General features: G+C 69.0%; 21 protein-coding genes and 1 riboswitch. Of the genes, 4 read left to right on the top strand and 17 right to left on the bottom strand.

Annotation, left to right across the window (positions count from 1 at the left end; all coding sequences use genetic code 11):
• Positions 1–111: 111 nt before the first annotated feature.
• The 3 genes from QMA07_RS10680 to QMA07_RS10670 form a co-directional block, all read right to left on the bottom strand.
• Positions 112–909, bottom strand: a complete 798-nt coding sequence (locus tag QMA07_RS10680) for an energy-coupling factor transporter transmembrane component T (RefSeq protein ID WP_290161676.1) — start codon at positions 907–909, stop codon at positions 112–114.
• On the bottom strand, positions 906–2,375 hold the full coding sequence (locus QMA07_RS10675) for an ATP-binding cassette domain-containing protein (RefSeq protein ID WP_290161675.1): 1,470 nt from the start codon (positions 2,373–2,375) through the stop codon (positions 906–908). The genes QMA07_RS10680 and QMA07_RS10675 overlap by 4 nt, the downstream gene beginning before the upstream one ends.
• Complete coding sequence (locus QMA07_RS10670; protein WP_290161673.1) at positions 2,372–3,028, bottom strand: ECF transporter S component; 657 nt, start codon at positions 3,026–3,028, stop codon at positions 2,372–2,374. Before QMA07_RS10670 ends, QMA07_RS10675 begins: the two co-directional genes overlap by 4 nt.
• A riboswitch (TPP riboswitch) is annotated at positions 3,022–3,131 on the bottom strand. (Overlaps the previous gene by 7 nt.)
• A gap of 82 nt (positions 3,132–3,213) precedes the next feature.
• On the opposite strand from QMA07_RS10670, the gene QMA07_RS10665 reads away from it, so the two are divergent.
• Positions 3,214–4,863, top strand: a complete 1,650-nt coding sequence (locus QMA07_RS10665) for a D-alanyl-D-alanine carboxypeptidase (protein ID WP_290161672.1) — start codon at positions 3,214–3,216, stop codon at positions 4,861–4,863.
• A 177-nt stretch (positions 4,864–5,040) separates the two neighbouring features.
• Here the strand turns inward: QMA07_RS10665 and QMA07_RS10660 are convergent, their stop codons facing one another.
• The 3 genes from QMA07_RS10660 to QMA07_RS10650 form a co-directional block, all read right to left on the bottom strand.
• The gene (locus QMA07_RS10660) at positions 5,041–7,290 is read right to left on the bottom strand and encodes an ABC transporter ATP-binding protein (protein ID WP_290161670.1); all 2,250 of its coding nucleotides are present in this window, start codon (positions 7,288–7,290) and stop codon (positions 5,041–5,043) included.
• Positions 7,287–9,014 carry an ABC transporter ATP-binding protein gene (locus QMA07_RS10655; RefSeq protein WP_290161667.1) on the bottom strand — a complete coding sequence of 576 codons (1,728 nt, stop codon included), beginning with the start codon at positions 9,012–9,014 and terminating at the stop codon, positions 7,287–7,289. Before QMA07_RS10655 ends, QMA07_RS10660 begins: the two co-directional genes overlap by 4 nt.
• A 200-nt stretch (positions 9,015–9,214) precedes the next feature.
• Positions 9,215–10,276, bottom strand: a complete 1,062-nt coding sequence (locus QMA07_RS10650) for an enoyl-CoA hydratase/isomerase family protein (RefSeq protein WP_290161665.1) — start codon at positions 10,274–10,276, stop codon at positions 9,215–9,217.
• A gap of 121 nt (positions 10,277–10,397) precedes the next feature.
• Here QMA07_RS10650 and QMA07_RS10645 point away from each other — a divergent pair, with 121 nt between their 5' ends.
• Positions 10,398–12,389, top strand: coding sequence for an ATP-binding cassette domain-containing protein (locus QMA07_RS10645; protein ID WP_290161663.1), 1,992 nt, complete (start codon positions 10,398–10,400; stop codon positions 12,387–12,389).
• Between the two features lie 78 nt (positions 12,390–12,467).
• Here QMA07_RS10645 and QMA07_RS10640 read toward each other — a convergent pair whose 3' ends face one another.
• Positions 12,468–12,917, bottom strand: a complete 450-nt coding sequence (locus QMA07_RS10640; protein WP_290161661.1) for a hypothetical protein — start codon at positions 12,915–12,917, stop codon at positions 12,468–12,470.
• A 145-nt stretch (positions 12,918–13,062) separates the two neighbouring features.
• Between QMA07_RS10640 and QMA07_RS10635 the strand changes: the two genes are divergently transcribed.
• On the top strand, positions 13,063–14,457 hold the full coding sequence (locus QMA07_RS10635) for an HNH endonuclease signature motif containing protein (RefSeq protein WP_290161659.1): 1,395 nt from the start codon (positions 13,063–13,065) through the stop codon (positions 14,455–14,457).
• Positions 14,458–14,683: 226 nt separating this feature from the next.
• Here QMA07_RS10635 and QMA07_RS10630 read toward each other — a convergent pair whose 3' ends face one another.
• The 10 genes from QMA07_RS10630 to hemE form a co-directional block, all read right to left on the bottom strand.
• A complete protein-coding gene (locus QMA07_RS10630; RefSeq protein ID WP_290161657.1) occupies positions 14,684–16,006 on the bottom strand; it encodes a glutamate-1-semialdehyde 2,1-aminomutase in 1,323 nt (440 codons plus the stop codon).
• Between the two features lie 113 nt (positions 16,007–16,119).
• Positions 16,120–17,097, bottom strand: a complete 978-nt coding sequence (gene hemB, locus QMA07_RS10625; protein WP_290161656.1) for a porphobilinogen synthase — start codon at positions 17,095–17,097, stop codon at positions 16,120–16,122.
• Positions 17,094–17,885: a uroporphyrinogen-III synthase gene (locus QMA07_RS10620; RefSeq protein ID WP_290161655.1), complete on the bottom strand. Its 792-nt coding sequence runs from the start codon at positions 17,883–17,885 to the stop codon at positions 17,094–17,096. Before QMA07_RS10620 ends, hemB begins: the two co-directional genes overlap by 4 nt.
• Positions 17,882–18,898 carry a hydroxymethylbilane synthase gene (hemC, locus tag QMA07_RS10615; protein WP_290161653.1) on the bottom strand — a complete coding sequence of 339 codons (1,017 nt, stop codon included), beginning with the start codon at positions 18,896–18,898 and terminating at the stop codon, positions 17,882–17,884. Before hemC ends, QMA07_RS10620 begins: the two co-directional genes overlap by 4 nt.
• 7 nt (positions 18,899–18,905) lie before the next feature.
• A complete protein-coding gene (gene hemQ, locus QMA07_RS10610; protein WP_290161651.1) occupies positions 18,906–19,583 on the bottom strand; it encodes a hydrogen peroxide-dependent heme synthase in 678 nt (225 codons plus the stop codon).
• Between the two features lie 67 nt (positions 19,584–19,650).
• Complete coding sequence (locus QMA07_RS10605) at positions 19,651–19,932, bottom strand: hypothetical protein (RefSeq protein ID WP_290161649.1); 282 nt, start codon at positions 19,930–19,932, stop codon at positions 19,651–19,653.
• On the bottom strand, positions 19,919–20,326 hold the full coding sequence (locus QMA07_RS10600; protein WP_290161647.1) for a phage holin family protein: 408 nt from the start codon (positions 20,324–20,326) through the stop codon (positions 19,919–19,921). Before QMA07_RS10600 ends, QMA07_RS10605 begins: the two co-directional genes overlap by 14 nt.
• A 1-nt stretch (position 20,327) precedes the next feature.
• Entirely contained in the window at positions 20,328–20,750 is a 423-nt protein-coding gene (locus tag QMA07_RS10595; RefSeq protein ID WP_290161645.1) for a hypothetical protein, read from the bottom strand.
• 201 nt (positions 20,751–20,951) lie between these two features.
• Positions 20,952–22,505 carry a protoporphyrinogen oxidase gene (gene hemG, locus QMA07_RS10590; RefSeq protein ID WP_290161643.1) on the bottom strand — a complete coding sequence of 518 codons (1,554 nt, stop codon included), beginning with the start codon at positions 22,503–22,505 and terminating at the stop codon, positions 20,952–20,954.
• A gap of 193 nt (positions 22,506–22,698) precedes the next feature.
• Positions 22,699–23,721: a uroporphyrinogen decarboxylase gene (hemE, locus tag QMA07_RS10585; RefSeq protein WP_290161641.1), complete on the bottom strand. Its 1,023-nt coding sequence runs from the start codon at positions 23,719–23,721 to the stop codon at positions 22,699–22,701.
• A gap of 61 nt (positions 23,722–23,782) precedes the next feature.
• Here hemE and QMA07_RS10580 point away from each other — a divergent pair, with 61 nt between their 5' ends.
• Positions 23,783–25,090 (top strand): glutamyl-tRNA reductase, encoded by a 1,308-nt coding sequence (locus QMA07_RS10580; RefSeq protein ID WP_290161640.1) that lies wholly within the window; start codon positions 23,783–23,785, stop codon positions 25,088–25,090.
• The last annotated feature ends 41 nt before the right edge of the window (positions 25,091–25,131 follow it).

The following is a 25,131-nucleotide window of genomic DNA, read 5'->3' as shown; positions in this document are numbered from 1 at the left end:
CCGCCCGTGGTGGAGTACTCCCCTTGGGTTCACTAGATGCTAGCGAATACATCGGCATGTCAGCTATGAGAAAGCTGAATGGGTGCTGTGGGTCGGTCGCGACCAGGCACCTCAGGCGGTCGGGCCGAGGATGAAGTTCCAGGCCCCCGTCAGCACGGCCACCGTGATCGCGACCGCGGGGATCACCGCCGCGACGACCACGAGCGCCGTGTCTCGTCGGTCCCATCTGGACTCCCGCGCCCACGAGCGGCGGCCCGTGCCGCCAAAGCCGCGAGCCTCCATGGCGGTGGCCAGCGACGACCCGCGTCGGATGGCCAGCACGAACAGCGCGAAGGCCATGCCGAACGCGCGGCGCACCCGGCCCTCGTCGGCGACGCCGCGGGCCCTCCGCGCGAGTGACAGTGCACGCCAGTCATCGGCGAGCAGGCCCAGCATCCGCATCCCCGCGAGCGCCCCCACGACGAACCGCGCCGGCAGCTTCACCCGCTGAGCCAGGTCGTCGGCGAGATCGGTGGGATCGACCGTGATGAAGAGCACCACGGCGGGCAGTCCGATCGCGAGGACCCGCACAGCCGTCGCCGCGGCGAGGGTGAGCGATCCATCGCTGACGCGCATGACCAGCCACTCGAAGTGCACCGTGCCGCTGGTCGCACCGTAGAGGGCGATGGTGACCGCGCTCAGCGGTGCGGCGATCCACAGCACCGCGGTGCGGGTCCAGAACTCCTTGGCCCGCAGGCCCGCCAGCAGGAGCAGCGGGATCTCGAGCACCAGAGCGACGGATGCCGAGACGACGTCGATCGTCAGCACGAGGGGCAGCGCGATCAACAGTGCGGCGGCGAGCTTCGCCAGGGCTGAGCGAGAGGCGATCGGCCCCGGTCGTTCGATGCGGGCGGTCAGCGGATCGATCATCGGACGACCTCGCCGACCTCGAGGCGCCGCGCGTGCAGGGCCTCCAGCACGGCCTCATCGTGGCTGATCGCCACGATCGCCGTGCCCTCATCGCGCAGGCGTGCGATCAGGCCGACGAGTTCGGCCCAGGTCGTGGCATCCTGCCCGAAGGTGGGCTCGTCGAGCACCAGCATCCGAGGCCGTGTGGCGAGCGCGGCAGCGACCGTGAGGCGCCGCTTCTCTCCTCCCGACAGCGTGTACGGGTTGGCCCCGGCGAGCGAGGTGAGCCGCAGTCGTTCGAGCAGGTCGTCGACACGGGCGGTGATCTCGGCGTCGGAGAGCTTCAGCGCGCGAGGCCCGACCGACAGCTCCTCGCGTACGGTCTTGGCGAGCAGCTGGTGCTCGGGCGTCTGCATGACCGATGCGATGCGCGTGAGCAGCGCGCGAGACGACCAGCGGATGGGGTCGGGGCTCTCTCCCGCGGCGAGCGCAGGCAGAGCCGCGACCCGGCCGTCCTCGGCCGGAATGAGCCCAGCGAGGGTGAGTCCGAGCGTCGATTTGCCCGCGCCGTTCGCGCCGGTCACACCGAGCACCTCGCCCGCGCGGACCTCGACGTCGAACGGACCGGCGACCGCCAGCCCACGGCGCCGGGCGACCGTGAGGCCGCGCGCTGCGAGCAGGGCCTCCCCCGGCAGGTGCGCCGGTGCGGGCGGAACGGCCGGGGGGTGTCCGGGAACCCACACACCGGACGCTGCGAGCTCGGCCCCTCGTGCGCCGAGAACCTCGTCCGGGCTGCCATCTGCCAGCACGACCGTGCCCTCCGGCGCGGCGCCGAGCACGATCACCCGGGTGACGAGCGGCAGCCAGACGTCGATGCGATGCTCGATCACCACGAGGGTGGCGCCGGTGGCGTCGAGGGCGGCCGCGACGGCATCCCGCACGTCCTGCACTCCCTCGGGATCGAGGTTCGCTGTCGGCTCGTCGAGCAGGATGGCGCCCGGCCGCATCGCCAGCACGCCGGCGAGTGCGAGACGCTGCTTCTGCCCGCCCGACAGCGCCGCCGTCGACCGATCGAGCGCGACGTCTAGCTCGACCGCATCCAGTGCCGCGCGCACCCGCTGCCAGATCTCGTCGCGAGGGACGCCGAGGTTCTCGCAGCCGAAAGCGACATCGTCGCCGACCCTGGCGAGGATCGTCTGGGTGTCCGGGTCCTGCAGCACCATGCCGACTCGACCACGCGCCTCGATGGGAGGCACCCCGTCGACGAGCAGCGCCCCGTGCGTCTCACCCTCGTCCGCGCCTCCGAGCACCCCGCCGAACCCCTGCAGCAGAGTCGACTTGCCGGAGCCCGACGCACCCAGCAGCAGCACCCGCTCGCCGGGTTCGATGCGCAGGGCGATGTCGCGCACCGCCCAGCGCAGTCTCGTCGCGTACCGCCACCCCCAGCCGCGGGCTTCGAGGGTGGCGGGCGTCAGAAGCGAGCTCACACCCGTGCGGTGACCTCGCGGCCGGCGGCGAACCGGCTGAGGGCGCCCGTGGCTGCGAGCCCTCGCGCGATCAACCACGCTCCGAGTCCGGCGATGACGGCACCCGAGATGGTCGTCGAGGCGATGTACACGCCGGTGAAGAGCGTGTCTGCTCCGGCGTACCAGAGGATGCGGTCGTTGATGCCGCACGCGAGGCCTGCTCCGGCTCCGGCCAGCATCGCGACGGGCAGACGCCAGACGCCGTAGAGGAACACGAGGAAGGCCAGCTCGGCTCCGAGGCCCTGCACGAGGCCGGAGACGATGGTGAGCGGACCCCAGGCGTTGCCGACCAGGGCCGAGATGATCGCGGCGACCAGCTCGGTGTACAGAGCGGCACCCGGCTTGCGGATGATGAGGCCGCCGAGCACACCGGCGATCAGCCAGGGGCCGGCGAGCAGGCCCTGCACGCCGGGGAGCAGGGGTGTCAGGATGCTGCTCGGCACCTCGTAGCCGACGTTCCAGAGCAGGAAGATCAGCGCGCAAGCAACGGCGATGACGCTGGCGACGACGATGTCGACGACACGCCAGCGCCAGAGCCCGGGGCGACCCAGGCCCTGTGAGGCGTGCGAGACGGACGCGGATTCCGTGGCGGATCCGGACGTGGATGTACTCATCAGTGACTCCTCCCTGCGCTGGCATTACCCAGATCAGGTTCGACGGTCGAAGCGCGATTCGCTCCCTCTCAGCCCGGCTCGCCGGACTCCCGTGGTTGTTCTGACGATCTTACCCAGTGCCGACACTCGCGTCTGCTCCTGTTGCAGCGACACGCAACCCTGCACGAGTTCGGTACCGTGAGGAGGTGACCGCTCCCGATTCCGCCGAGGCCACCGCCTCCGCCGCTCCTGCGGACGACGCGTCGACGCCCGATGCGTCAGCACCCGCGGGTCCGACGGCTGATGTGTCGGTGCCTGCCGGTTCGACGCCTGCTGGTTCCGCGGCTGACGTGTCGGTGGCTGCCGCTTCGACGGCAGCGCCGCCGGCACCGGATGTCTCGCCGTCCGCCGAGATGGATGCGGCGCCCGAACCGGATGCAGATGACGACGCCGCTGCGATCTTCGCCCCTGACACCGCTCCCGAGGCCCAGTGGGCCGAGGGTACGAGCGGTGGGACGCCGCTGACCTGGGTCGACGCGGTCGACGTCGCTCTGCACCCGGCGACCGAGGCGCTCGACGACACACCTGCCGCGGCGAGCGGCGGAGCGCTCCTGACCGGAGCGCACCTGCGCCCGGCGATCACCAGACCCGGCGTGCTGGTTCCGCTCGGCGTCCTCGTCGGATTGCTCGGCACCTATGTCGGGTCGGCCATGCTGTGGCCGCTGCACGAGGTGCCGCCGACCGTGCAGGCAGCGGAGCTGACCACGATTGCCGCGCCCGCAGCAGCGATCACCTGGCCCGCCCAGGGAAGCGCAGCCGTCGGGATCGGCGGCATCGGCACGACGTCGTCGTCACTCGATGCGGCGGCGATCGCGAGTGTGACCAAGGTCGTGTCCAGCCTGATGGTGCTCGAACGGATGCCCCTCGCCGTGGGTGAGCAGGGTCCGGAGTTCTCGTTCACCCGGGCAGACAACCTGTCGTACTGGGACTACCGGCGATCCGACCAGTCGGCGCTCGACGTGCCCGTGGGTGGCACCCTCACCGAGTTCCAGCTCTTGCAGGGAACGCTGCTCGGTTCGGCGAACAACTACATCGATCGTCTCTCCCGGGAGATCTGGGGATCCCCGTCGGCGTTCACCGCCGCGGCGGAGGTGTGGCTGCGCGACCGCGGCCTCGACGACATCACGATCGTGACCCCGTCCGGGTTCGACGACCGCAACAGGGCCACTCCCGAGTCGCTCGTCGCGCTGGCCGAGTTGGCGATGCAGAATCCCGTGTTCGCCGGCATCGTCGGCACCCCGTCTGTCGATCTTCCGGGCGCGGGCACCGTGGTGAACACGAACGGCATGCTGGCGGATCCCGGCGTGGTCGGCGTCAAGACCGGCACGCTGGGCGACAGCTGGAACCTGCTGACCGCGAAGGTCATCACCCTCGACGACACGTCCGTGCACCTCTACGCATCCGTTCTCGGCCAGGTCGATGATGCACAGCGCCTCACCGAGACCCGTTCGCTGTTCTCGCAGGTCGAGACGGCGCTCGAGCAGCTGCCCCCCGCCGTGGCGGCCGGCACCGTCGTCGGCACGGTGACCACTCCGTGGGGCACGACCACCGACGTCGTGACGGATGCCGACGCCGACGTCGTGCTCTGGAACGGCGCGACGGCCCAGGCTTCGACGGACTTCTCCCTCGGCGACAACCGCGAGTCGGGCGACGAGGTCGGCACGATGACGAGCACCGGACCGTTGAACACGGTGACGACGTCGCTGTCGCTCGCAGACGACATCGATGCCCCGAGCCCATGGTGGCGCCTGACCCATCCGCTCGAACTCCTCGGCATCACCTCAGAGCAGCGCTGAGGTCCCGGCTCAGTCTCAGTCTCAGTCTCAGCACGCGACAGGCGCAGGCGCAGGCGCAGGCGACAGCATGACGCCCCGCCCCCGGATGAACGGGAGTCGGGGCGTCCTGCTTGTCGGGCCGTGTGCTGGTCGAACCGCGTGCGGACCGGCCGGCGCGCGGACCGGCCGGCGCGCGGATCAGGCCTTGTGGCCTCCGTCATCCGCACGTTCGACCACGGACTGCGCCGCAGCGGCTTCGGCGGCGGGAACCTGCGCCCCCACCGAGACTCCGACCTGTGCTGCGACAGCCGCTTCTTCGGCGTCGCCGCTCACGACGACAGGAGTCGAGCCCGTGAGGGCGTCCTCTGCGTCGATGTCGGTCGCCGCCTGCTCGAACTGCGACTGGTAGAGGCGCCAATATGCGCCCTGCGCGGTGATGAGCTCGTCGTGCGTGCCCTTCTCGACGATGTCGCCGTGCTCCATCACGAGGATGAGGTCGGCGTCGCGGATCGTCGACAGCCGGTGAGCGATCACGAACGAGGTGCGTCCCTGTCGCAGCGCCGCCATCGCGTGCTGCAGCAGCACCTCGGTGCGGGTGTCGACCGCCGACGTCGCCTCGTCGAGGATCAGGATCGAGGGCTGAGCGACGAACGCTCGCGCGATCGTGATCAGCTGACGTTCACCCGCCGAGACGTTCGACGCGTCTTCGTCGAGCACCGTGTCGTACCCCTCGGGGAGGGAGCGCACGAAGCGATCGACGTACGTCGCCTTGGCCGCCTCGAGAACCTCGTCATCGGTCGCCGTGGAGCGTCCGTATCGGATGTTCTCGCGGATGCTGCCTGCGAACAGCCACGGGTCCTGCAGCACCATGCCCGTGCGTGAGCGCAACTGCTCGCGCGTGACCTCGGAGATGTCCTGACCGTCGAGAAGGATCCGCCCGCCGTTCAGTTCGTAGAACCGCATGATGAGGTTGACGAGCGTCGTCTTGCCGGCTCCGGTCGGACCGACGATCGCGACCGTCTGGCCCGGCTCGACCCTGAACGAGAGGTCGGTGATGAGCGGGCGCTCGGGTGTGTACGAGAACGCGACGTTCTCGAACTCCACGACGCCCTTGCCGTCGGCGAGCTTCGGAGCGTCGGTGGCGTCGGCCTCCTGCTCCTCGGTGTCGAGCAACTCGAACACCCGCTCGGCGGACGCTGTTCCGGACTGCACGACCGCGGCCATTCCACCGAGCTCCGACAGCGGCTGCGTGAACTGCTGCGAGTACTGGATGAACGCCTGCACGTCACCGAGACGCAGCTGCCCGCTCGCGACCATGAGACCGCCGAGCACCGCGATGCCCACGTAGGTGAGGCTGCCGACGAAGGTCATCGCCGGCATGATGATGCCGGAGAGGAACTGCGCCTTGAAGCTGGCCTGGAACAGCTCTTCGTTCTCGTCCTTGAACTTCTCGAGCGCATCCTGCTCTCGACCGAAGACCTTGACCAGAGCGTGACCGGAGAAGGCCTCTTCGACGCGAGCGTTCAGGCGACCGACCTTGCGCCACTGAGTGCCGAAGGCCTTCTGCGAACGAGGGCCGATGACTCCGAAGATCACGCCCATCAGCGGGAGTGCGATCAGGGCGACGAGAGCGAGCTGCCACGAGATCGAGAACATCAGCACCAGCACACCCACGACCGTGAGCACAGCCGTGATCGCGCCCGACAGCGACTGCTGCATGGTCTGCGTGATGTTGTCGATGTCGTTGGTCACGCGGGAGATCAGGTCGCCGCGCTGCACCTTGTCGAAATACGACAGAGGCAGGCGATTGATCTTCGCCTCGACCGCTTCGCGCAGGCGCCACATGGTGCGGACCATGATGACGTTGATCACGTATCCCTGGAGCCAGCTGAGGAATGCGGCCGTGATGTAGATCGCCAGCACCGCGATGATGATCCATCGCAGCGCGTCGAAGTCGACGCCGTCACCGACCCGGAAGCTGCCGAGGGCCGCGACCTGGTTGGCGAAGTCATCCTGCCCGCCCCGACGGAGCGCCGAGACGACGTCCTCCTGCGGCGTGCCGGCGGGGAAACCGGGGAAGTCCCCGTTCGCCTGAGCGAGCTGCACCGAGATGAAGCCCTTGTAGATGAGGTTCGTGGCCTCGCCGAGCACCTTGGGCGCGGCGACGGTGAGCACGACGCCGACGGCGCCGGCGATCGATACGAGGATGAACCACACGGCCGACGGCTTGAGCAGCCCGATCATCCGACTGAAGCTCTTGCCGAAGTTGTCGGCCTTGCCCGGTGCGACGCTGTCCCAGCCGCCGCCGTCCTGGCGCGCCTTCTCGGCGAGTTCGGCTTCGTACTTCTCTTCCTCGGTCAGTTCGGGCTCGACCGCGTCGGTCGCGGTCGTTGCCGTGTCCTTGGGCGCACGACCGCGGCGGGTCTTGGGAGCGTTCTGCTCGCTCATGCGTCGACCCCCAGCTGCGATTCGACGATCTCTCGGTAGGTGGTGCTCGTCTCGAGGAGCTCCTCGTGGGTGCCGACGCCGACCATGGTGCCCCCTTCGAGCACGACGATGCGATTCGCATCGGTGATCGACGAGACGCGCTGCGCGACCACGATCTTGGTCACGTGCGGCAGCTCACGCCATAGCGCCTGCCTCAACCGGGCGTCGGTGGTGAGGTCGAGAGCCGAGAACGAGTCGTCGAACACCAGGATCTGCGGCTGACGCACGATCGCTCGGGCGATCGCCAGACGCTGGCGCTGTCCTCCCGACACGTTCGTGCCGCCCTGAGTGATGCGGGATTCGAGGCCCTGAGGCATCTCCTCGACGAAGTCACGGCCCTGCGCGATCTCGAGGGCGTGCCAGAGCTCGTCGTCGGTCGCGTCCTCCCTGCCGTAGCGGAGGTTCGACGCGACCGTGCCGGTGAAGAGGAACGGACGCTGCGGTACCAGACCGATCGTCGCCCACAGCGACTCGACGTCCGCCTCACGCACGTCTGCGCCCCCGACGAAGACTGCTCCGCCCGAGACGTCGAAGAGCCGCGGGATCAACGACACGAGCGTCGTCTTGCCCGCGCCCGTCGAGCCCACGATCGCGACGGTCTCGCCGGGCTCGGCCGCGAAGCTGATGCCCTTGAGAACCGGAGAGTCAGCCCCCGGGTAGGTGAACTCGACATCGTCGAAGGCGACCGAGCCGGAGGTCGGGAAGTCGGTGACGCCGTTCGCCGGGCGCTCCATGCTCGACTGCGTCTCGAGGACCTCGCCGATGCGCTCGGCCGAGACGGCGGCGCGCGGGATCATGATCGCCATGAAACTTGCCATGATGACGCCGCCCATGATCTGGCCGATGTACTGCATGAACGCGAAGATCGTTCCGACCTGCACCGTGCCGCTGTTGACCTCGATACCGCCGAACCATACGACGGCCACGATCGTGACATTGAGGATCAGCATGAACAGCGGGAACAGCAGCACGAACAGCGAGCCGACCTTGCGGCCGACGACCATGATGTCGGTGTTGGCGCCGCGGAAGCGCTCTTCTTCGATGCCCTCTCGCACGAAGGCGCGCACCACACGCACACCGGTGAGCTGCTCGCGCAGCACGCGGTTCACGGTGTCGAGCTTGCCCTGGTAGCTGCGGAACAGGGGAACCATGCGGCTGACGACGAGCCCGGCGACGATGAGCAGCAGCGGCACGGAGACCGCGATGAGCCAGCTCAGACCGATGTTCGTCTGCACCGCGAAGATGATGCCGCCGATCGCGAGCAGCGGCGCGGTCACGAGCATGGTGGCGCCCATCATCGCGAGCATCTGCACCTGCTGCACATCGTTCGTGTTGCGCGTGATGAGGGAACCGGCACCGAACTGCGACACCTCGCGCTCGGAGAATCCGCTCACCTTGCCGAAGACGTCGGCACGGATGTCACGCCCGGCACCCATGGACGCACGGGCCGCGAAGTAGGTCGCGATGACCGAGGCGATGATCTGCCCCAGCGAGACGGCGAGCATGAAGAGGCCCGTGCGCCAGATGTAGGCGGTGTCCGACTGGGCGACGCCCTTGTTGATGATGTCTTCGTTCAGGCGCGGGAGGTAGAGGGTGGCGAGCGCGCTGGCGAACTGGAACACCAGGACGGCCGCGAGCAGCCACTTATAGCGGGCGAGATAGCGGAAGAGAATTTTTCCCAGCACAGGCGGACTTTCTAGGAAGGATGAGTCGGCGGATCTCCCGACGGGCGGACGCAGGCCGATGATCGCGCACAAGCAAGAGTGGCATGAACTTCGGACATTCGTATCCCCCGATGGGTGGACCTTCGCTGACAGCGAACCATTTCGCGCGCGGCCAGCGGTTTATGCACCGTGGCGAACAACCACGGATATACCGAGATGTCTCAGAACAGCGAGCGTTCAGGCACGAAGTCCCGCGCCTCGGCACCGGCATCGGACGGGAGTTCGGCGATCGTCGCCGGGTTCCACTGCGGATTGCGGTCCTTGTCGATGAGCTGGGCCCTGATCCCTTCGACGAGATCGGGATGCCGCGTCACGAACCACATCACGCGGCGGTACTCGCCCTCGAGCGCCGCTCGCAGGTTCGGGAGTCGACGCGCCTCCCTGACGGCGTCGAGCGTGACGGCCAGTCCGGTCGGGGCCAGGCTCTCGATCAGGTCCGCGGTCGTCGCGGCATCCGCACCCTCCTCCGCACGCAGTCGCGACACGACCTCCGCGATCGTGTCGGCCGAGAACGCCCTGTCGATCCATTCGCGTGACGCCGGCAGCGCAGAAGGCTCCGGGGTCTCGTCGAACAGCAGCACGATCTCGGCGGGCCCTGTCGGGTCGGCACGGTAGGCGAGCGCCTCGCGCAGCGCATCGAGTCGATCGGACGGCACGAAGTGGTCGGCGAAGCCGAGCAGCACGGCATCCGCCCCGCTCATCGTCGAGCCCGTGAGTCCGAAGTACTCGCCGAACCGGCCGGGCGTGCGCCCCAGCAGCCACGTGCCGCCGACGTCAGGGGTGAATCCGATGCGCGTCTCGGGCATCGCCAGCTTCGAACGTTCGGTGACGATGCGGATCGCCGCATGACCGGAGAGGCCGACTCCGCCGCCCATCGTGATGCCGTCGGCGATGGAGACGATGGGCTTCGGGTACTCGGCGATCATCGCGTTCAGCGCGTACTCTGCGCGGAAGAACTCGGCGGTCTCCTCCGTGCGTCCTCCCACGATCTGCGCGTGCAGTCCCCGAACGTCTCCCCCGGCGCACATGCCGCGCTCGCCCGCGCCGTCGATGACGACGATCTGCACATCGGTGTCGTGACGCCAATCCTCGAGTGCCAGCGTCAGCAGCCGGATCATGTCGGGGTCGAGCGCGTTGATCGCTTCCGGCCGGTTCAGGGTCAGCCGGCCGAGGGCTCCTTCGGTGCGGACGAGGACCCGGGGAGCTGCGCTGGATTCGGTCACGGGTGTCAGGTTACCCGGTGCACCGACCCTTGCATCCGGCCGCGTCTGTAGGGTAAATGCACGATCTTGGGGCTTTTCCGGCAGGATAGACAGAACTGCCCACTGCAACGAGAGGTCGCAGATGCCCGACGGACAGGTGCTCGAGTTCACGCACGTCACGAAGCGCTTCAACGACGTGACGGCGGTGTCCGACTTCTCCGCGCGAGTCGAGCCCGGTGTCGTGACCGCTTTCCTCGGCCCGAACGGCGCCGGAAAGACCACCACCCTGCGCATCCTCCTCGGGCAGGTGCGCGCCACGAGCGGCACCGCCACGATCGGTGGAACCGCACATTCAGAGCTGCGTCATCCCCTGCGCACGATCGGCTCCGTCCTGGAGGAGACCGCATACCGCCCGCGCCGCTCGGCCTCACGCCAGCTGACGATCGCGGCCAAGGCCAACGGCATCCCGCTCTCGCGTGTCGACGAGGTCCTCTCACTGGTGGGTCTCGAGCACGAGGCCGAGGGTCGCATCGGCAGCTTCTCACTCGGAATGCGTCAGCGACTGAGCGTGGCGCACGCGCTGCTGGGCGATCCGGGCGCCCTGGTCTTCGACGAACCGGCGAACGGCCTCGACCCTGAGGGCATCCGCTGGATCCGCCTCCTGCTGCGCCGCCTCGCAGACGAGGGCCGCACGGTCCTCGTCTCCTCGCACGTGCTGAGCGAGATCGAGCAGGTCGCAGACCACGTGCTCGTGCTCTCGAAGGGGCAGCTCGTGCTCTCGAGCGGCATCGAGAAGCTCGCCGACCCGTCGTCAGGATCGGTCGTGGTCGACGCCGCGGATCGCGCCGCGCTGAAGTCGGCGCTCTCGGCGGCCGGCCTCGAGGTCGAGGTGCTCCGCTCGGGCCTCACGGTTCGCGGCAGCAATGCGGGTGCGGTCGGCGCCATCGCGGCATCGGCCGGAATCGCCCTCGCCACCCTCGTGCAGCGCGGCCCCACCCTCGAAGACGTCTTCATCGAACTCGTCCGCGGCGGCAGGCTCGCGCCGCAGGCCATCACCGCCGCACCGGTGGTCGACTCCGCAGTACCCAGCCCTGACGCCGAATCGCAGATCACGTCGGTCGAAGCACCGGCCATCGGCATCGGCGCGGCATCCGAAGTCCCGGACGCCGACCCCGCCGTGACGGACTCCGACGCTGCCGACTCCGAGGCCTCCCCCACTGAGGATGACCCCGGGTCCGACCCGTCGGCGCCTGACTCCTCGGAGTCCGATGCGGCCGCATCGGACTCCGCCCGCGCGGCGGCTGACGCGGCGGATGCCGAAGCCGACGACGCGGCGGATGCTGCAGACGCCGCTCGTGATGTCGAGTACGCCGCGGCAGAGCTCCGCTACGCAGCGGACGCCTCTGACGCCAATGACGCGGAGGATGCGGCCGACGTCGCCTCCGAGGCAGCCCATGCGGGCAGCGAGGACACTCCCGGCGACGCGGACTCGACCGGCGGCTCGACCGAGCCGGAGACGACTTCCGACCCTGAAGCGGAGAGCACCCGACCGTCGTTCGACGACATCCTGTTCGGGACCGCATCTGCCGACGGCGCCGACGCTCCTGTCGCCGCAGATAGCGACGCCCACGTCTCTGACGGGCCCGACACGGTTGAGAACGACACCGAGAACGACAACGACACCGACACCGACACCGACGAGCACTCCGGAGTCGAGTTCTTCGCCGAGGCGAACGACTCGGGCGAGTCGGGCGAGTCGGCGTCGTCCGACGACGACCCTCGCTCGGCGGCGGTCACCTCGATGCTCGCCGCCGCCGCGCGCGCGTACTACGAGGACGAGCCCAAGGACTATCCGCTCGGAGAAGCCGACGCATCAGCGGATGCGGAGACAGACGCGGATGCCGCCCCGGAGGCGGACCACAGCCCCGACGAAGTGCAGCACGAGGGCGAGCAGCACCACGAGGGCGAGCAGCACGAGGGCGAGCAGCACGAGGGCGAGCAGCACGAGGGCGAGCCGCACGAGGGCGAGCAGCACGAGGGCGAGCAGCACGAGGGCGAGCAGCACGAGGGCGAGCAGCACGAGGGTGAGCAGCACGAGGGTGACCACCACGACGGTGAGCACGACCGTCCCTGAGCTCGTCTGAGCGGGTCTCGATGCGAACGCCCTCCGCGCCGTAAGGCTGCGGAGGGCGTTCTCTCGTTCCGGGGTCTCTCAGGCCGGTCGCGGGCGGATCACCGGACGGCGACTCCCCTTCGACACCGGCGTGGGCGATGTCGCCACGATCTCCTCGACGTCCGCCGGCTCATCCGACACGTCGAGTCGGAGCGCCTGGGTCAACGCGAGGCCGTGCCTCGTCGTGAGGATCAGCCGTCGGTACTGCGCGTCACCCGAGAGGTCGATGACCACGCTGGGACGCCGACGACGGATGAGGACGAAATCGACGCTGCCCGCGGCCTTCCAGGTTCCCGCGGCGAGCACGCCGGGAATGTGCGTTCCGGGATTCGGCACGCCACGCAACCAGGTCCACGCGTCGTCGATCAGCTGGACCTTGGTGATGGTGTCGCGCACGAGACGCACGTTGTCACGGTGGAAGCTCGCCGCACGCTCGATCGGCGAGAGCACGATCTCGAGTTGCGTCTGGTCCAGCAGCAACGTCACCATGCGTCCAGTCTGCCAGCGGCACCCTTCCAGATGTCTGTGTCTTGCTCACAGGAAGGCAACGATCCGTTGTCGGTTCCCACGATTCCACCCCTCTTCCATTCCGGTGTTCTGCTCCACATTCGAACAAATCTACTAGAGTTGGAGCATGACATCCGCCACCGATCGCGACCTCGAGCAGCGCGCTGAGCTGCTCGACTCGTGGGTCGAGAAGCGGAGACAGATCGCCGTTCTCGAGGCCGAGGCGTCCGCTCTCCTCGCCGAGCGGATGCGCCTGAGCCAGTCGGACTCCGAAGAGAATCCGTACCATCGCGATGCCATCTACAGATCGATGGTCGCGGAGTATTCCGCGGCAGGTCGCATGGCGCAAGGCAGCATCGAGTACGCGTTCACCGATGCCGCTTTCCTCGAACGAGGTCATCCGCGCGTGCAGCAGGCATTCCGTGACGGTACCGTCACGGCCGCGCACGTCCGCGAGATCGTCCGTGCAGCGTGCGTCGTCCGTGAGGCGGTCAACAACGGCAGAGCGGATGCCGAGGCGCTGGAGGACTACGACATCGCTGCCGTGACCGTCGCGGAGAGGGAGACCCCCGCACGGACGAGAGTGCACCTCAAGGCGCTGGCAGCAGTCCTTGCGGGTTCCACGGTGAATGAGCGGCACGCCCGGGCACTGTCTGAACGCACGGTGACCGTACGGCCCGCCGGCGATGGGCTCGCCGTGCTGACCGCGGTGCTCCCCGAGCATCTCGCCGTGGCGATCTTCGACCGCCTGACGCAGCTGGCCCGCGCCGTCATCGCCGGCCGGGCAGACCGTGAGCCGGTGCTCGAGCCCATCGACGACGGTGAGAACCCGATCTACCTCGACGACATCGCCGCCGACTCCGCGGCTCGCGATGACTACGCGATCTTCGGGGAGGGCACGTTCACCACCGATCCCACGGTCGAGCACATCCCGGCAGACACGCGCACGATCGACCAGGTCAGAGCCGACCTGCTGATCGATCTTCTCCTTGCCGCCGATCCCAGTGCCGCGAACGGCTCAGGGCTCGATAACATCCGTGGGCGGATCCACGTCACCGTCGCCTCGACGACGCTCGCGGGCTACGATGAGCGTCCCGCCGAACTCGACGGTCACGGCCCCCTGCATCCCGGTGTGGCCCGCGATCTCGCCGGTCGCATGCGCGGATGGTCTCGCCTGTTCCTCGATCCGACAGGCCTCGTCGTCGAGACCGACAACTATGCGCCCACCGAGGCGATGCGTCGATTCCTCCGCGCCCGAGACCAGCACTGTCGATTCCCCGGCTGCAGGATGCCGGTGCATCGCTGCCAGGTCGACCACACCTTCGATCATGCCAAGGGCGGACGGACCGAGATCCACAACCTGGCTCACCTCTGTGCGAGCCACCACGTGCTGAAGCATCCCGATATAGCCGACGCGCATCGCTGGTCGGCCAGGCAACTCCCCGACGGCACGATCGATTGGGTGAGCCCACTGGGCCGCACTTATCGAGACGATGCGAGACGACGAGTCATGTTCGTCTGAGGGTTCCGCCAGGTCCGAACGTCGCCGAGCCCGGCGCCTCTGCACCCCGGATGCCCGGTGGCCCGCAGCCGGGATCTCGGGGACTCAGACGCACTCGGCACGCCGGACCTGCTCAGGCACAGGCTCAGGCTCAGGCTCAGGCTCCGGCTCCGGCTCCGGCTCCGGCTCCGGCTCAGGCTCAGACTCAGACTCAGACTCAGACTCAGACTCAGACTCAGACTCAGACTCAGACTGCAGCCGCGGCGGCGGCGCGTGCAGCGATCGGCAGCGCCGCTTCGATGCGCTGGAGCTCTTCCTCGCCATGCGCGGCTGTGAGGAACCAGGCCTCGAACACGCTCGGCGGCAGCGCGACTCCCTGCTCGCGCATCGCGTGGAAGAACGGCGCGTACCGGAAGGACTCCTGAGCCTGCGCCTCGGCGTACGTTCGGGGCGCTGAAGCCCGGAAGGAAGCGCTGAACAGGTTCCCCGCGTGCGCCACGGCGTGGGCGACGCCGGCATCGGCGAGAGCGGCCTCCAGAGCGTGGGAGACCCTGGCCGCGGCTGCGTCGACGGTCGCGTAGACCTCGGGGGTCGCCAGGCGCAGAGTCGCGAGACCCGCGGCCACCGAAAGCGGATTGCCCGACAGCGTCCCCGCCTGGTACACGGGCCCCAGAGGAGCGAGCAGATCCATGACCTCGGCACGTCCTCCGAGTGCAGCGAGCGGCATTCCTCCGCCGACGACCTTGCCGAACGTGATGATGTCGGGCAGATAGTCCTCGCCGGACGCCGCCTGGAGCCCCCAGAAGCCGGCCGGATGCACACGGAAGCCCGTCAGCACCTCATCGACGATCAGCAGAGCGCCATGCGCATGGGCAGTCTCGGCCAGCAGCCGGTTGAACCCCGGCAGCGGCGGAACCACGCCCATGTTCGCGGCTGCGGCCTCGACGATCACGGCTGCGATGCGGTCACCGTGCTCGGCGAACACCGCGGCCAGCGCGTCGGGGTCGTTGTAGTCGATCACGAGGGTCTGCGCGGCGATGGGTGCCGGGACGCCGGCAGAGCCGGGCAGGGCGAGAGTCGCGACGCCGGAACCGGCCGCGGCGAGAAGACCGTCGGAGTGCCCGTGATAATGACCGGCGAACTTGACCAGCAGGTCGCGGCCGGTGGCGCCGCGCGCAAGCCGGATAGCGGTCATCGTGGCTTCGGTGCCGGTCGACACGAGCCGCACCCGCTCGACGGGCCGGATCTCGCCGAACCGCACTCGGTCCGCGATCAGCTGAGCGAGTTCCACCTCGCCCTCGGTGGGGGCACCGAACGAGAGCCCTCGAGTGGCTGCCTCCTGCACGGCGGCGACCACCTCAGGGTGCGCGTGGCCGAGCAGCGCCGGTCCCCACGAAGCCACCAGGTCGACGTACTCGTTGCCCGCGGCATCCGTCACCGTCGCGCCCTTCGCCGACGCGAGGAAGCGCGGCGTGCCGCCGACAGAGCCGTAGGCACGCACCGGCGAGTTCACTCCACCGGGGATCACCGTGCGGGCAGCGGAGAACAGGTCGTCATTGCGGTCGGTCACAGCACACTCCTCAGCGATGCGCGGAACTCTCCCGCCATCACTTCCAGGCTAGTCCGCAGACCTGGGGGAAGGACTCAGACGAGCCCGCCACGAGTGCGTCGACGAACCGAGTGTCAGGGGCGCAGCCATCGTGCGGCTTCGGTCGCCCAGTAGGTCAGGACGACATCGGCACCGGCGCGGCGGATCGACAGCAGCGACTCGAGGATCGACGCACGACGGTCGATCCAGCCGTTCGCGGCAGCGGCCTCGATCATCGCGTACTCGCCCGACACCTGGTATGCCCACACCGGAATATGCACGGTGTCGCGCACCTCGCGCAGCACGTCGAGGAAGGCCATGGCGGGCTTCACCATGACGATGTCGGCGCCCTCCTGCTCGTCGACGACGGCTTCCCGCACACCCTCGCGGCGGTTCCCGGGGTCGAGCTGGTACGTACGACGATCGCCCTTCAGCTGAGAATCCACGGCCTCGCGGAACGGGCCGTAGAACGCACTCGCATACTTCGCGGCATAGGCGAGAAGGAGCGTGTCGGTATAGCCGTCGGAATCGAGCGCCTCCCGGATGACGGCGACCTGGCCGTCCATCATCCCCGACAGGCCGAGCAGCTGAGAGCCGGCTCGAGCCTGAGCCAGCGCCATCGACGCATAGCGCTCGAGGGTCGCATCATTGTCGACCGTGCCATCGTCTGCGAGAACGCCGCAGTGACCATGATCGGTGAACTCGTCGAGGCACAGGTCGGTCTGCACGACGAGAGCGTCGCCGACCTCGGCCGCGAGCGCCTCGGTGGCCACGTTCAGAATGCCGTTCGGGTCGTCCGCACCCGAGCCCTGAGCGTCTCTGACAGCCGGCACTCCGAACAGCATCACGCCACCGACACCCGCCTCGGCGGCCTCGACGGCCGCTGCGCGCAGCGAATCCAGCGAATGCTGCGCGACGCCGGGCATCGACCCGATCGGCGCAGCCTCGGTGATCCCCTCACGGACGAACATCGGCAGGACCAGCTGCCGCGGCTCGAGCGAGGTCTCACGCACCAGGCCCCGGACGGCAGGAGACTGCCTCAGGCGACGCAGTCGGACATCGGGGAAGCTCACGGCGCCAGCTCGTCCGCCGCGTGCGGGAGCGTGTGGCTCGACACGGCATCGATGAGCGCGTCCACCGTCTGACGATCGGCGACGACCGTGATCGGCAGGCCCGCCTTGTCGGCATCCCTCGCCGTCCGTGGACCGATCGCGGCCAGCAGGGTCTCATCCGGGATGAGGGGGAACTGCTCCCGCACCTGCTCGGCGACCGAACCGCTCGTGATCAGGATCGCGTTGATGCGTCCGTTCTCGACATCGCGCTTGATGCGGTCGGTGACAGGCACGCCGACGGTTCGATAGGCGACGACGCTGTCGACGTCGTGACCGGCATCCTGCAGCAGGACGCTGAGCACGGGCTTCGCGATCTCGCTGCGCAGAGCCAGGATGCGACGCGGCTCGGCCTCGAGGGCGATCAGCTGCTCAGCCATGCCCGCTGCCGAGTTGTCTTCGTCCGGCACCATCGCGACCTCGTACCCCACCGCCTGCAGAGCGGCCGCCGTGGTCTCGCCGACTGCAGCGATCTTCGTGCGACGCGGCACGACCGCGCGGTGCGCGAACATCACGTCGACGGTCGTCGCGCTCGTCACCGTCAGCCAGTCGTACTCTCCGGCGGCCAGTCGGGTGAGCGCCACGTCGAGCGCGGCCTGATCGGTGGTGGCCGCGAAGTTGATCAGCGGCGCGACGACGGGCACCGCTCCGCGCGAGCGCAGACTGGCGGCGACGCCGTCGCCCCACGGGCCTCCGCGGGGTACGAGGATGCGCCAGCCGTCAAGCGGTCGGTCCTGCTTCGAATTGGTCATGATGAGGAATGCTCTCGGGAGACGAGGTCGGCCGCCCCTTGCTCGAGCAGCCGATGGGCGACAGACAACCCGAACTCGCGTGCTGTGCGCATCGGGTCTGCACCACCGGCAGCATCCGCTCCATTGCCGCTGCCGTTCCGACGAATATACTCCCCGTTCAGAGTCTCCGTGACGTCGAGGCCGATCCGGCGACCGCCGTCGGTCGAGTAGACGACCGTCCTGACACGGATCTCATCGCCGTTCACGACAGTATGAGCGGCCATCGGAGCCTGGCATCCGGAGTCGAGCCCTTCGAGGATTCCGCGTTCGACCGTGATGGCCAGCCGCGTGTCGTGGTCGTCGAGCTCCGCGAGTGCGGCGAGCAGCTCGGCCGGAGCGTCGGACCGCGTCTCGACCGCGAGCGAGCCCTGTCCGGGAGCGGTCGGCCACTCCGAGAGCCCCAGCTCCTCACGGTGAAGCGGTGAGTCGGTTCCGAGGCGCGACAGACCGGCGGCAGCGAGGATGACGGCATCCAGCTCGCCGGATGCGACCCGCTGCAGACGTGAATCCACGTTGCCGCGGATGTCGACGACCTCCGCGTGCGGAGCCCGGCGGTGCACCTGAGCGATGCGACGGGGAGACCCGGTGCCCACCTTGCTGCCGGAGCGCAGCTGGTGCAGCGGTGTGCCTGCGCGCGTGATCGCGACATCGCGGGCGTCCTCACGCACGGGTGTGGCCGCGATGACCAGCCCCTCGGGGATCGCGGTGGGCAGGTCCTTGAGGGAATGCACCAGGAAGTCGCACTCACCGGCGAGCAGCGCCTCACGAAGACGTGTGGCGAAGATGCCCTGGCCGCCGATCTCCGACAGCGACGCACGATTCGTGTCGCCTTCGCTGGTGATCGGCACGAGCTCGACGGGGCGCCCCGAGATCTTCTCGAGGGCGGCGGCGACATGACCCGACTGCGCCTGCGCCAGCGCGCTGCGGCGCGTGCCCAGTCGGATCGGGACGGCTGTATGACTCTGAGTGCTCATCGTCGACCTACTGCAGCACGTCCGCGATCTCGTCGAACCGGAGGCGACGGCCCGTGTAGAACGGGATCTCCTCCTTCACGTACAGACGCGCATCGGTGTAGCGCAGGTCGCGCATGAGATCGACGAGCTCGGTGACCTCGTCGGCTTCGAGCGGCAGGATCCACTCGTAGTCGCCCAGGGCGAATGCGGCGACCGTGTTGGCGATGACTCCCTTGAACGCGGCACCCTTGCGACCGTGGTCGGCGAGCATCTTGCGACGCTCCTCCTCCGGTGCGAGATACCACTCGGGAGTACGCACGAAGGGATACAGGCACAGCCAGTCCTTGGGCTCGACGCCGCGGAGGAATCCCGGCACGTGCGCACGGTTGAACTCGGCATCGCGGTGCACGCCCATGACGTTCCAGACGGGCAGCAGGGTGCGCAGCAGCTCGGTGCGCCGCAGGCGCCGCAGAGCCTTCTGCAGGTCTTCCGCGGTGTCCCCGTGCAGCCACACCAGCAGGTCGGCGTCCGCCTTCAGGCCGGAGACGTCGTAGAAGCCGCGGATCGTGACGCCGGAGTCCTCGATGTAGGACACGATCGTCTCGAGCTCCGTGGAGTCGGACTCGGTGACCGCGATATCGGGGTTTCGTCGCCAGACGGCCCAGAGGGTGAAACCGGACGGGTTCTCTTCGCGTGCATCGGACATGGATCCAGTCTGCCCCCTTTGTGAATCACTCGCGAACGCGAGTCAGGATGCGAGGATTCGCCTCCGGTCAGCGGGCCAGCGCGCGGGCTATCGCCCAGACAGCGCCGCCCACGATCACGGCTACTCCGACCGCTCCGGCGATCGCCGCGGCAGGGTTGCGGTCGGCGAAGACCCGAGCCTTCGCCGCGGCGCGCTTCGATGCCTTGTCGATCCGCCGGGGGAAGTTGCCCTTGACCTCGATCGCCGCGAGCGCGGCCTTGAGCTCGGCGCGCGCGGACTGCACCGGGTCGACGATCCCTGCGGGGACGGCCGTCTTGGGCAGCGGCCGCGTGATCTCAGAGTTCGTCATAGCCGGCTTCCTTCACGAGTCTGATGTCCTCGCCCACCGCCTGGGCGGGGTTCTTGCGAGCGAGCACCTTGCGGAACTTCAGGATGCCGAGCAGCGCGAACAGCAGCACGGCGAGGATCAGGATTCCGAGCACGGCCAGCGCGGAGAGCCAGACCGGCCACCACGACGACAGCCCGGCGATCGCGAAGACCAGGATCACCGGCACGGCCCAGAACAGGAAGAAGAGAGCGACCAGGAACCAGACCGAACCGATCCCTGCGTCCTTCGCGGTCTTCGAGATCCATGTCTTGGCAGCATCGATCTCGGCCTTGACCAGGCTGCTGATGAGCTCGGGAAGATCGCCGATCAGGGACAGCAGGCTGTCGTCGGCACGATCGCGGTATCCGCGGGGCATGTCAGCTGCCAGACTTCGCGGTGGTCGAACGAGGAGATGCCGGCTTCTTGGCCGCAGGCTTCTTCGCGTCGTCCTTCTTCGCGGCGTCCTTGACCTCTTCCACGGCGTCTTCGGTGGCGTCGACGATGTCGTCAGCGGCCTTGCGGCCTGCAGCGACAGCGGAGTCGAGTCGCTGGCCTGCGGTCTTGTCTCCGCCGCTCGCCGACTTGACGACCTTCTGCACGCCGGTCCAGATCGCACCGGGCACTGCCGCAGCCTTGTCGCCGACGTAGCCCTTGACCTTGACGACCTGCTCCTGCACGGGGTCGAGGTTCCAGACCTTGAGCCACTGCGTCTTGATCTGCTCGTATCGCTCGCGACCTGCGCGGGTTCCGAGCACGTATCCCACGCCGATTCCTACGACGAGTCCGATCTTCCCCTTCATGGGGTCTCCTCACGTTGTTCCGGTGTGAACGCCTGGGGCGAACCGACGGCGCGGAGCCGCCTGCCAGGTGTCCAGCGTAGCCCCGTATGCCTATTTCGGCATCTGTCAGGCAGAGGGTTGACAGCAGAGCGACTTTCGGGTTGCCCTCATCGGGCGCGTCGCGCCCGCGGAGCACGGCCGACGCTCGCCGACACGCGCGGGTCAATCCCAGAGCAGTGCGCGCCGCAGCCGATCGGCTTCTTCTCGCGCATCGGGGATCACCTGCGCGAGTCCGGTGCCGGCGAGCCACGCGCCCACCGCTGCGAGGCCGGGAACGGCCTGGATCGCCGACCGTGCCGCCTCTCGCCGTTCTCCGGAGCCGATGATCGACGCGGGCTGCGACTGAACGAACCGCGAGCGGTGCGAACCGATGAGATCGCCGGCGGCGAGCGGGACGCCGAGGAGAGCGGATGCTTCGCGGAGCGCGAGACGCGCAGCCGCGTCATCGTCGAGGCCCGCGGTCGCGGCGGGTTCTCCCTGAGCACCGAACGAGACGCGCACCAGGTGCCGATCGCCGGCGGCGGCCCGGAGCCACTCCCACTTCGCCGTCGAATGCGTGAGCGCCTTCGCGGTGTGGCTGCCGGGGACGGTCAGGACGCCCGTGCCCCGAGGTGCGCCCTGCAGCGCAGACGGCTGCAGCAGCAGCGTCACGATCTCGATCTCCGGCGCATCCGCCATCGTGGTCTCGGCGAGTGCGGGTGCCGTGTTCTCGAGCAGACGTCGCGCCACCGCCTCCGAGGTCGCCAGCACCACTCCGTCGGCGGTGTACTCGAGCGCCTCCGCGGCCGACTCGGCATCGGCATCCGCGGCGTCGTCCGCATCGACGAGCGGCCGCCCCTCGGCACGCACGGTCCAGCTCGAAGCCGACCGCGCGACGTCGGTCACCCGCACGCCCGTGCGGACGACGCCGCCGAGCTTCTCGATGTCGGCGACCAGCGCGTCGATCAGCACCATCATGCCGCCGGCGAGGCCCTCGACGGCAGCACCGGGCGCCTGTGCCGCGGCGGCCTGTTGTGCCGCACGTGCCGCGCCCTCGTCACGCAGAGCCTGCACAGCGCCCGACAGTGAGCCGACGCGTGTGAGAGCGGCGTTGAGTCCGGGCGCCGCGATGTCGACATCGACGTCTTCGGGAGACGCCGAGTACACGCCCGTCGTCACCGGAGCCACCAGCCGGTCTCTCACCTTGACGCCCATGCGCGAGGACACCAGCTTGCCGAGGCTCTGATTGTGGCCGATGGTCAGAGGCGGGCGCACACGGTCGAGGTAGGCACGCCACACTCCGGACCACCCGATGATGCGGCGCACGTCCTCCTGGAACGGATTGCTCGGGATGCCGAGGATGCCGCCGACCGGCAGCGGTGCAGCACCGACGCCGGGGATGCCCGCGAGCCACGCGCTGCCCGCCGCGGGGGCGACGATGCGATCGGTGAGGCCGAGGTCGGTCAGGAGCGCGCGCACTCGGCCGCCTCTGGTCGCGTAGCTCTCCGCCCCGGCGTCCACGACGACACCGTCGATCTCGGCCTGACGGATCGCGCCGCCGACGGCATCCGACGCCTCGAGCACCGTGACGTGCATGCCGACCTTGACGCATTCACGAGCCGCGATCAGCCCGCCGACCCCTCCGCCGACCACGACGATGTGGCGCGTGGCGGCGCGGGCTGCCAGAGTGGCGGACTCGGCTCGGGACGACTCACGGTTCGCGGGGTTCGACGGCATGCGTCAATCCTTTCACTCGCAGCCCGGAGGCTCCTCCGATTGCAGCCGGAGAAACGAATCCGGTGCGGAGATCCGTCGTGGGACCACTCACGCGCGTGCCGGTGCCGACCTGGACCATCCGCATCCGCGCTCAGCTCTGGTCGCCAAGGCGTGAGCGGCGACAGCCGATGACCCGAGCGAACGACTCCGGCGGTCAGATCGAGTGCACCAGCTCGACGATGCGGGTGAGCTGATCGGGGTCGGTGTCGGGCGGAACGCCGTGTCCGAGGTTGACGATGTGGCCTCTGGCCGCCCGCCCTCGCTCGACCACGTCGCGCACGTGCGCCTCGAGAACCGGCCACGGCGCCGAGAGCAGCGCCGGGTCGATGTTTCCCTGCACGGAGACGTCGGGTCCGAGGATCGCCGCGGCCTCGTCGAGCGGCAGGCGCCAGTCCACGCCCACGCCGTCGGCGATTCCCCCGAGACGCATGTCATCGAGGAAGGGGCCGGTGCCCACGCCGAAGTGGATGCTCGGCACGCCGATGCCGTCGAGCGCGACCTTCGAGTGCGGAGCCACGAACGCGCGGTAGTCGGCGGTGCTCAGTGATCCGGCCCACGAGTCGAACAGCTGCACCACGGATGCTCCGGCGTCGCGCTGGATCTCGAGGAACCGGCGCGAGACCTGAGCCAACCACCCGGCCAGACGATTCCACGAGTCGGGATCGGCGTGCATCATGGCGCGGGCTCGCAGGTGCTCCTTCGACGGACCGCCCTCGACGAGGTACGCGGCCAACGTGAACGGAGCGCCGGCGAAGCCGATCAGCGGGGTGTCCCCGAGCTCTGCGGTGACGATGCCCACGGCCTCGGCGATCGCGGTGCCGTCGAGCGAGAGGGGATCGATCGCCGTGATGCGGTCGACGTCGGCCGCGGTGCGCACGGGGTCGGCGAACACGGGGCCGCGGCCGGCCTCGATCTCGACCTCCACGCCGGCCAGGCGCAGCGGGATCACGATGTCGCTGAAGAACACCGCGGCATCGACGCCGTGACGTCGAACCGGCTGCAGAGTGATCTCGGCGGCGAGGTCGGGGGTGAGGCAGGCGTCGAGCATTCGTGTTCCGACCCGCAGCTCGCGGTACTCGGGCAGCGATCGGCCGGCCTGTCGCATGAACCACACGGGGGCATGCTCGGGTCGGGGGCCGGTGAGGGCGCGCAGCAGCGGAGCGTCGGAGAGGGCCATGCCTCCATCCTCCCATCCGCTCCTGGGCCGACCTGCATGAAGCCTCAGGTAGAATCGAACGGTGCTGCTGGTTGTCACGGCGAGTCACAAGACCGCCCCCTTCGAATTGCTCGAACGCCTGAGCCGCACCCCCGAAGACGTCGCCTCCACGGTTGTGGACATGGCGTCCTGCGTGCAGGGTGCGGTCGTTCTTGCTACCTGCAACCGCTTCGAGGCCTACGTCGAGATGGACGAGCCCGTCACCGCAGCAGGTGCGATCGGCGTCGAGGCCGTACTCGAGGCCGTCGAGGCCTCCACGGGAATCCGCGCCACCGAGCTCGACGGCACCTACGAAGTGCACTCCGGCCGCCGCGTCGCCGAGCACCTCTTCTCGGTCGCATCCGGTCTCGAATCGGTCGTCTCCGGTGAAGGTGAGATCGCCGGCCAGGTGCGCCGGGCGCTGAAGGCCGCCCGCAAAGAGGGCACGACCTCCCCCGAACTCGAACGCCTCTTCCAGCGGGCCAGCCAGGCGCAGCGCAAGGTCAAGAACGTCACGGCGCTCGGCCGCGCCGGCCGCTCACTCGTGCGGCTCGCTCTGGAGCTCGCCGACAGTCGCATCGTCGACTGGTCGGCCGAACGCGTGCTGCTCGTCGGCACCGGCGCCTACGCAGCCGTCACCCTCGCGACGCTGCGCGAGCGGGGAGCCGTCAACATCTCGGTGTACTCGCCCTCGGGTCGCGCAGAGAAGTTCGCCGCGAAGCACGGCATCCGCCCGGTGTCCGCCGAGGATTACGCGCGCGTCGCCTCGCGATCGAGCCTGCTGATCACCTGCACGACGGCGGCCGCTCCCGTGCTCACGCCCGAGCACCTGCAGGCGCCGACCGGCATCGCGCCTGAGGGATGCCCCGTCGCATCCCACAACCAGATGGTCGTCGACCTCGGCATGCCGCGCAACGTCGACCCCGCCGTCGCCGCCCTCGAGGGCGTCGCTCTGCTCGACCTCGAGACCATCAGCCTGCACGCACCGCTCGAGGAGCTGCAGGCGACGGATGCCGCGCGCACCGTCGTGCGCGAAGCCGCCGACACCTTCCACGTCGTCGGCAGCCGACAGAGCGTCACCCCCTCGGTCGTCGCGCTGCGGTCGCACATGTTCGCTCTGCTCGAGTCCGAGATCGCCCGAGCGCGGGCGCGGGGCGACGACGACGGCAAGGTCGAGCAGGCGCTGCGCCACCTGACCGGTGTGCTGCTGCACGTGCCGACGACGCGCGCGCACGAGCTCGCCGCCACCGGACGTGCAGACGACTTCGCCGCCGCACTCTCGACGATGTACGGCATCGAGCCGTTCGAGCCCGCGCAGGCCTCCGACCTGGACGACGCCGCGACCGCCTGAGGGAAATCGCCCAGCGAAGCGCATCTGACTCCGCTGTCACC

The sequence above is a fragment of the Microbacterium sp. APC 3901 genome, from assembly GCF_030407765.1.
Classification (GTDB): Bacteria; Actinomycetota; Actinomycetes; order Actinomycetales; family Microbacteriaceae; genus Microbacterium.
The sequence above is the reverse complement of the archived record's forward strand: the minus strand, read 5'-3'. Positions and strand labels throughout refer to the sequence as shown.

Bases quoted from the DNA above. Each gene is read 5' to 3' on its own strand.
- QMA07_RS10670 (WP_290161673.1), bottom strand. From the start codon at position 3,028: ATGAGTACATCCACGTCCGGATCCGCCACGGAATCCGCGTCCGTCTCG.
- QMA07_RS10605 (WP_290161649.1), bottom strand. From the start codon at position 19,932: ATGACGAACTCTGAGATCACGCGGCCGCTGCCCAAGACGGCCGTCCCC.
- QMA07_RS10645 (WP_290161663.1), top strand. From the start codon at position 10,398: ATGCCCGACGGACAGGTGCTCGAGTTCACGCACGTCACGAAGCGCTTC.
- hemC (WP_290161653.1), bottom strand. From the start codon at position 18,898: ATGAGCACTCAGAGTCATACAGCCGTCCCGATCCGACTGGGCACGCGC.
- hemQ (WP_290161651.1), bottom strand. From the start codon at position 19,583: ATGTCCGATGCACGCGAAGAGAACCCGTCCGGTTTCACCCTCTGGGCC.
- hemE (WP_290161641.1), bottom strand. From the start codon at position 23,721: ATGGCCCTCTCCGACGCTCCGCTGCTGCGCGCCCTCACCGGCCCCCGA.
- QMA07_RS10680 (WP_290161676.1), bottom strand. From the start codon at position 909: ATGATCGATCCGCTGACCGCCCGCATCGAACGACCGGGGCCGATCGCC.
- QMA07_RS10640 (WP_290161661.1), bottom strand. From the start codon at position 12,917: ATGGTGACGTTGCTGCTGGACCAGACGCAACTCGAGATCGTGCTCTCG.
- QMA07_RS10600 (WP_290161647.1), bottom strand. From the start codon at position 20,326: ATGCCCCGCGGATACCGCGATCGTGCCGACGACAGCCTGCTGTCCCTG.
- QMA07_RS10635 (WP_290161659.1), top strand. From the start codon at position 13,063: ATGACATCCGCCACCGATCGCGACCTCGAGCAGCGCGCTGAGCTGCTC.
- QMA07_RS10595 (WP_290161645.1), bottom strand. From the start codon at position 20,750: ATGAAGGGGAAGATCGGACTCGTCGTAGGAATCGGCGTGGGATACGTG.
- hemG (WP_290161643.1), bottom strand. From the start codon at position 22,505: ATGCCGTCGAACCCCGCGAACCGTGAGTCGTCCCGAGCCGAGTCCGCC.
- QMA07_RS10660 (WP_290161670.1), bottom strand. From the start codon at position 7,290: ATGAGCGAGCAGAACGCTCCCAAGACCCGCCGCGGTCGTGCGCCCAAG.
- QMA07_RS10620 (WP_290161655.1), bottom strand. From the start codon at position 17,885: ATGACCAATTCGAAGCAGGACCGACCGCTTGACGGCTGGCGCATCCTC.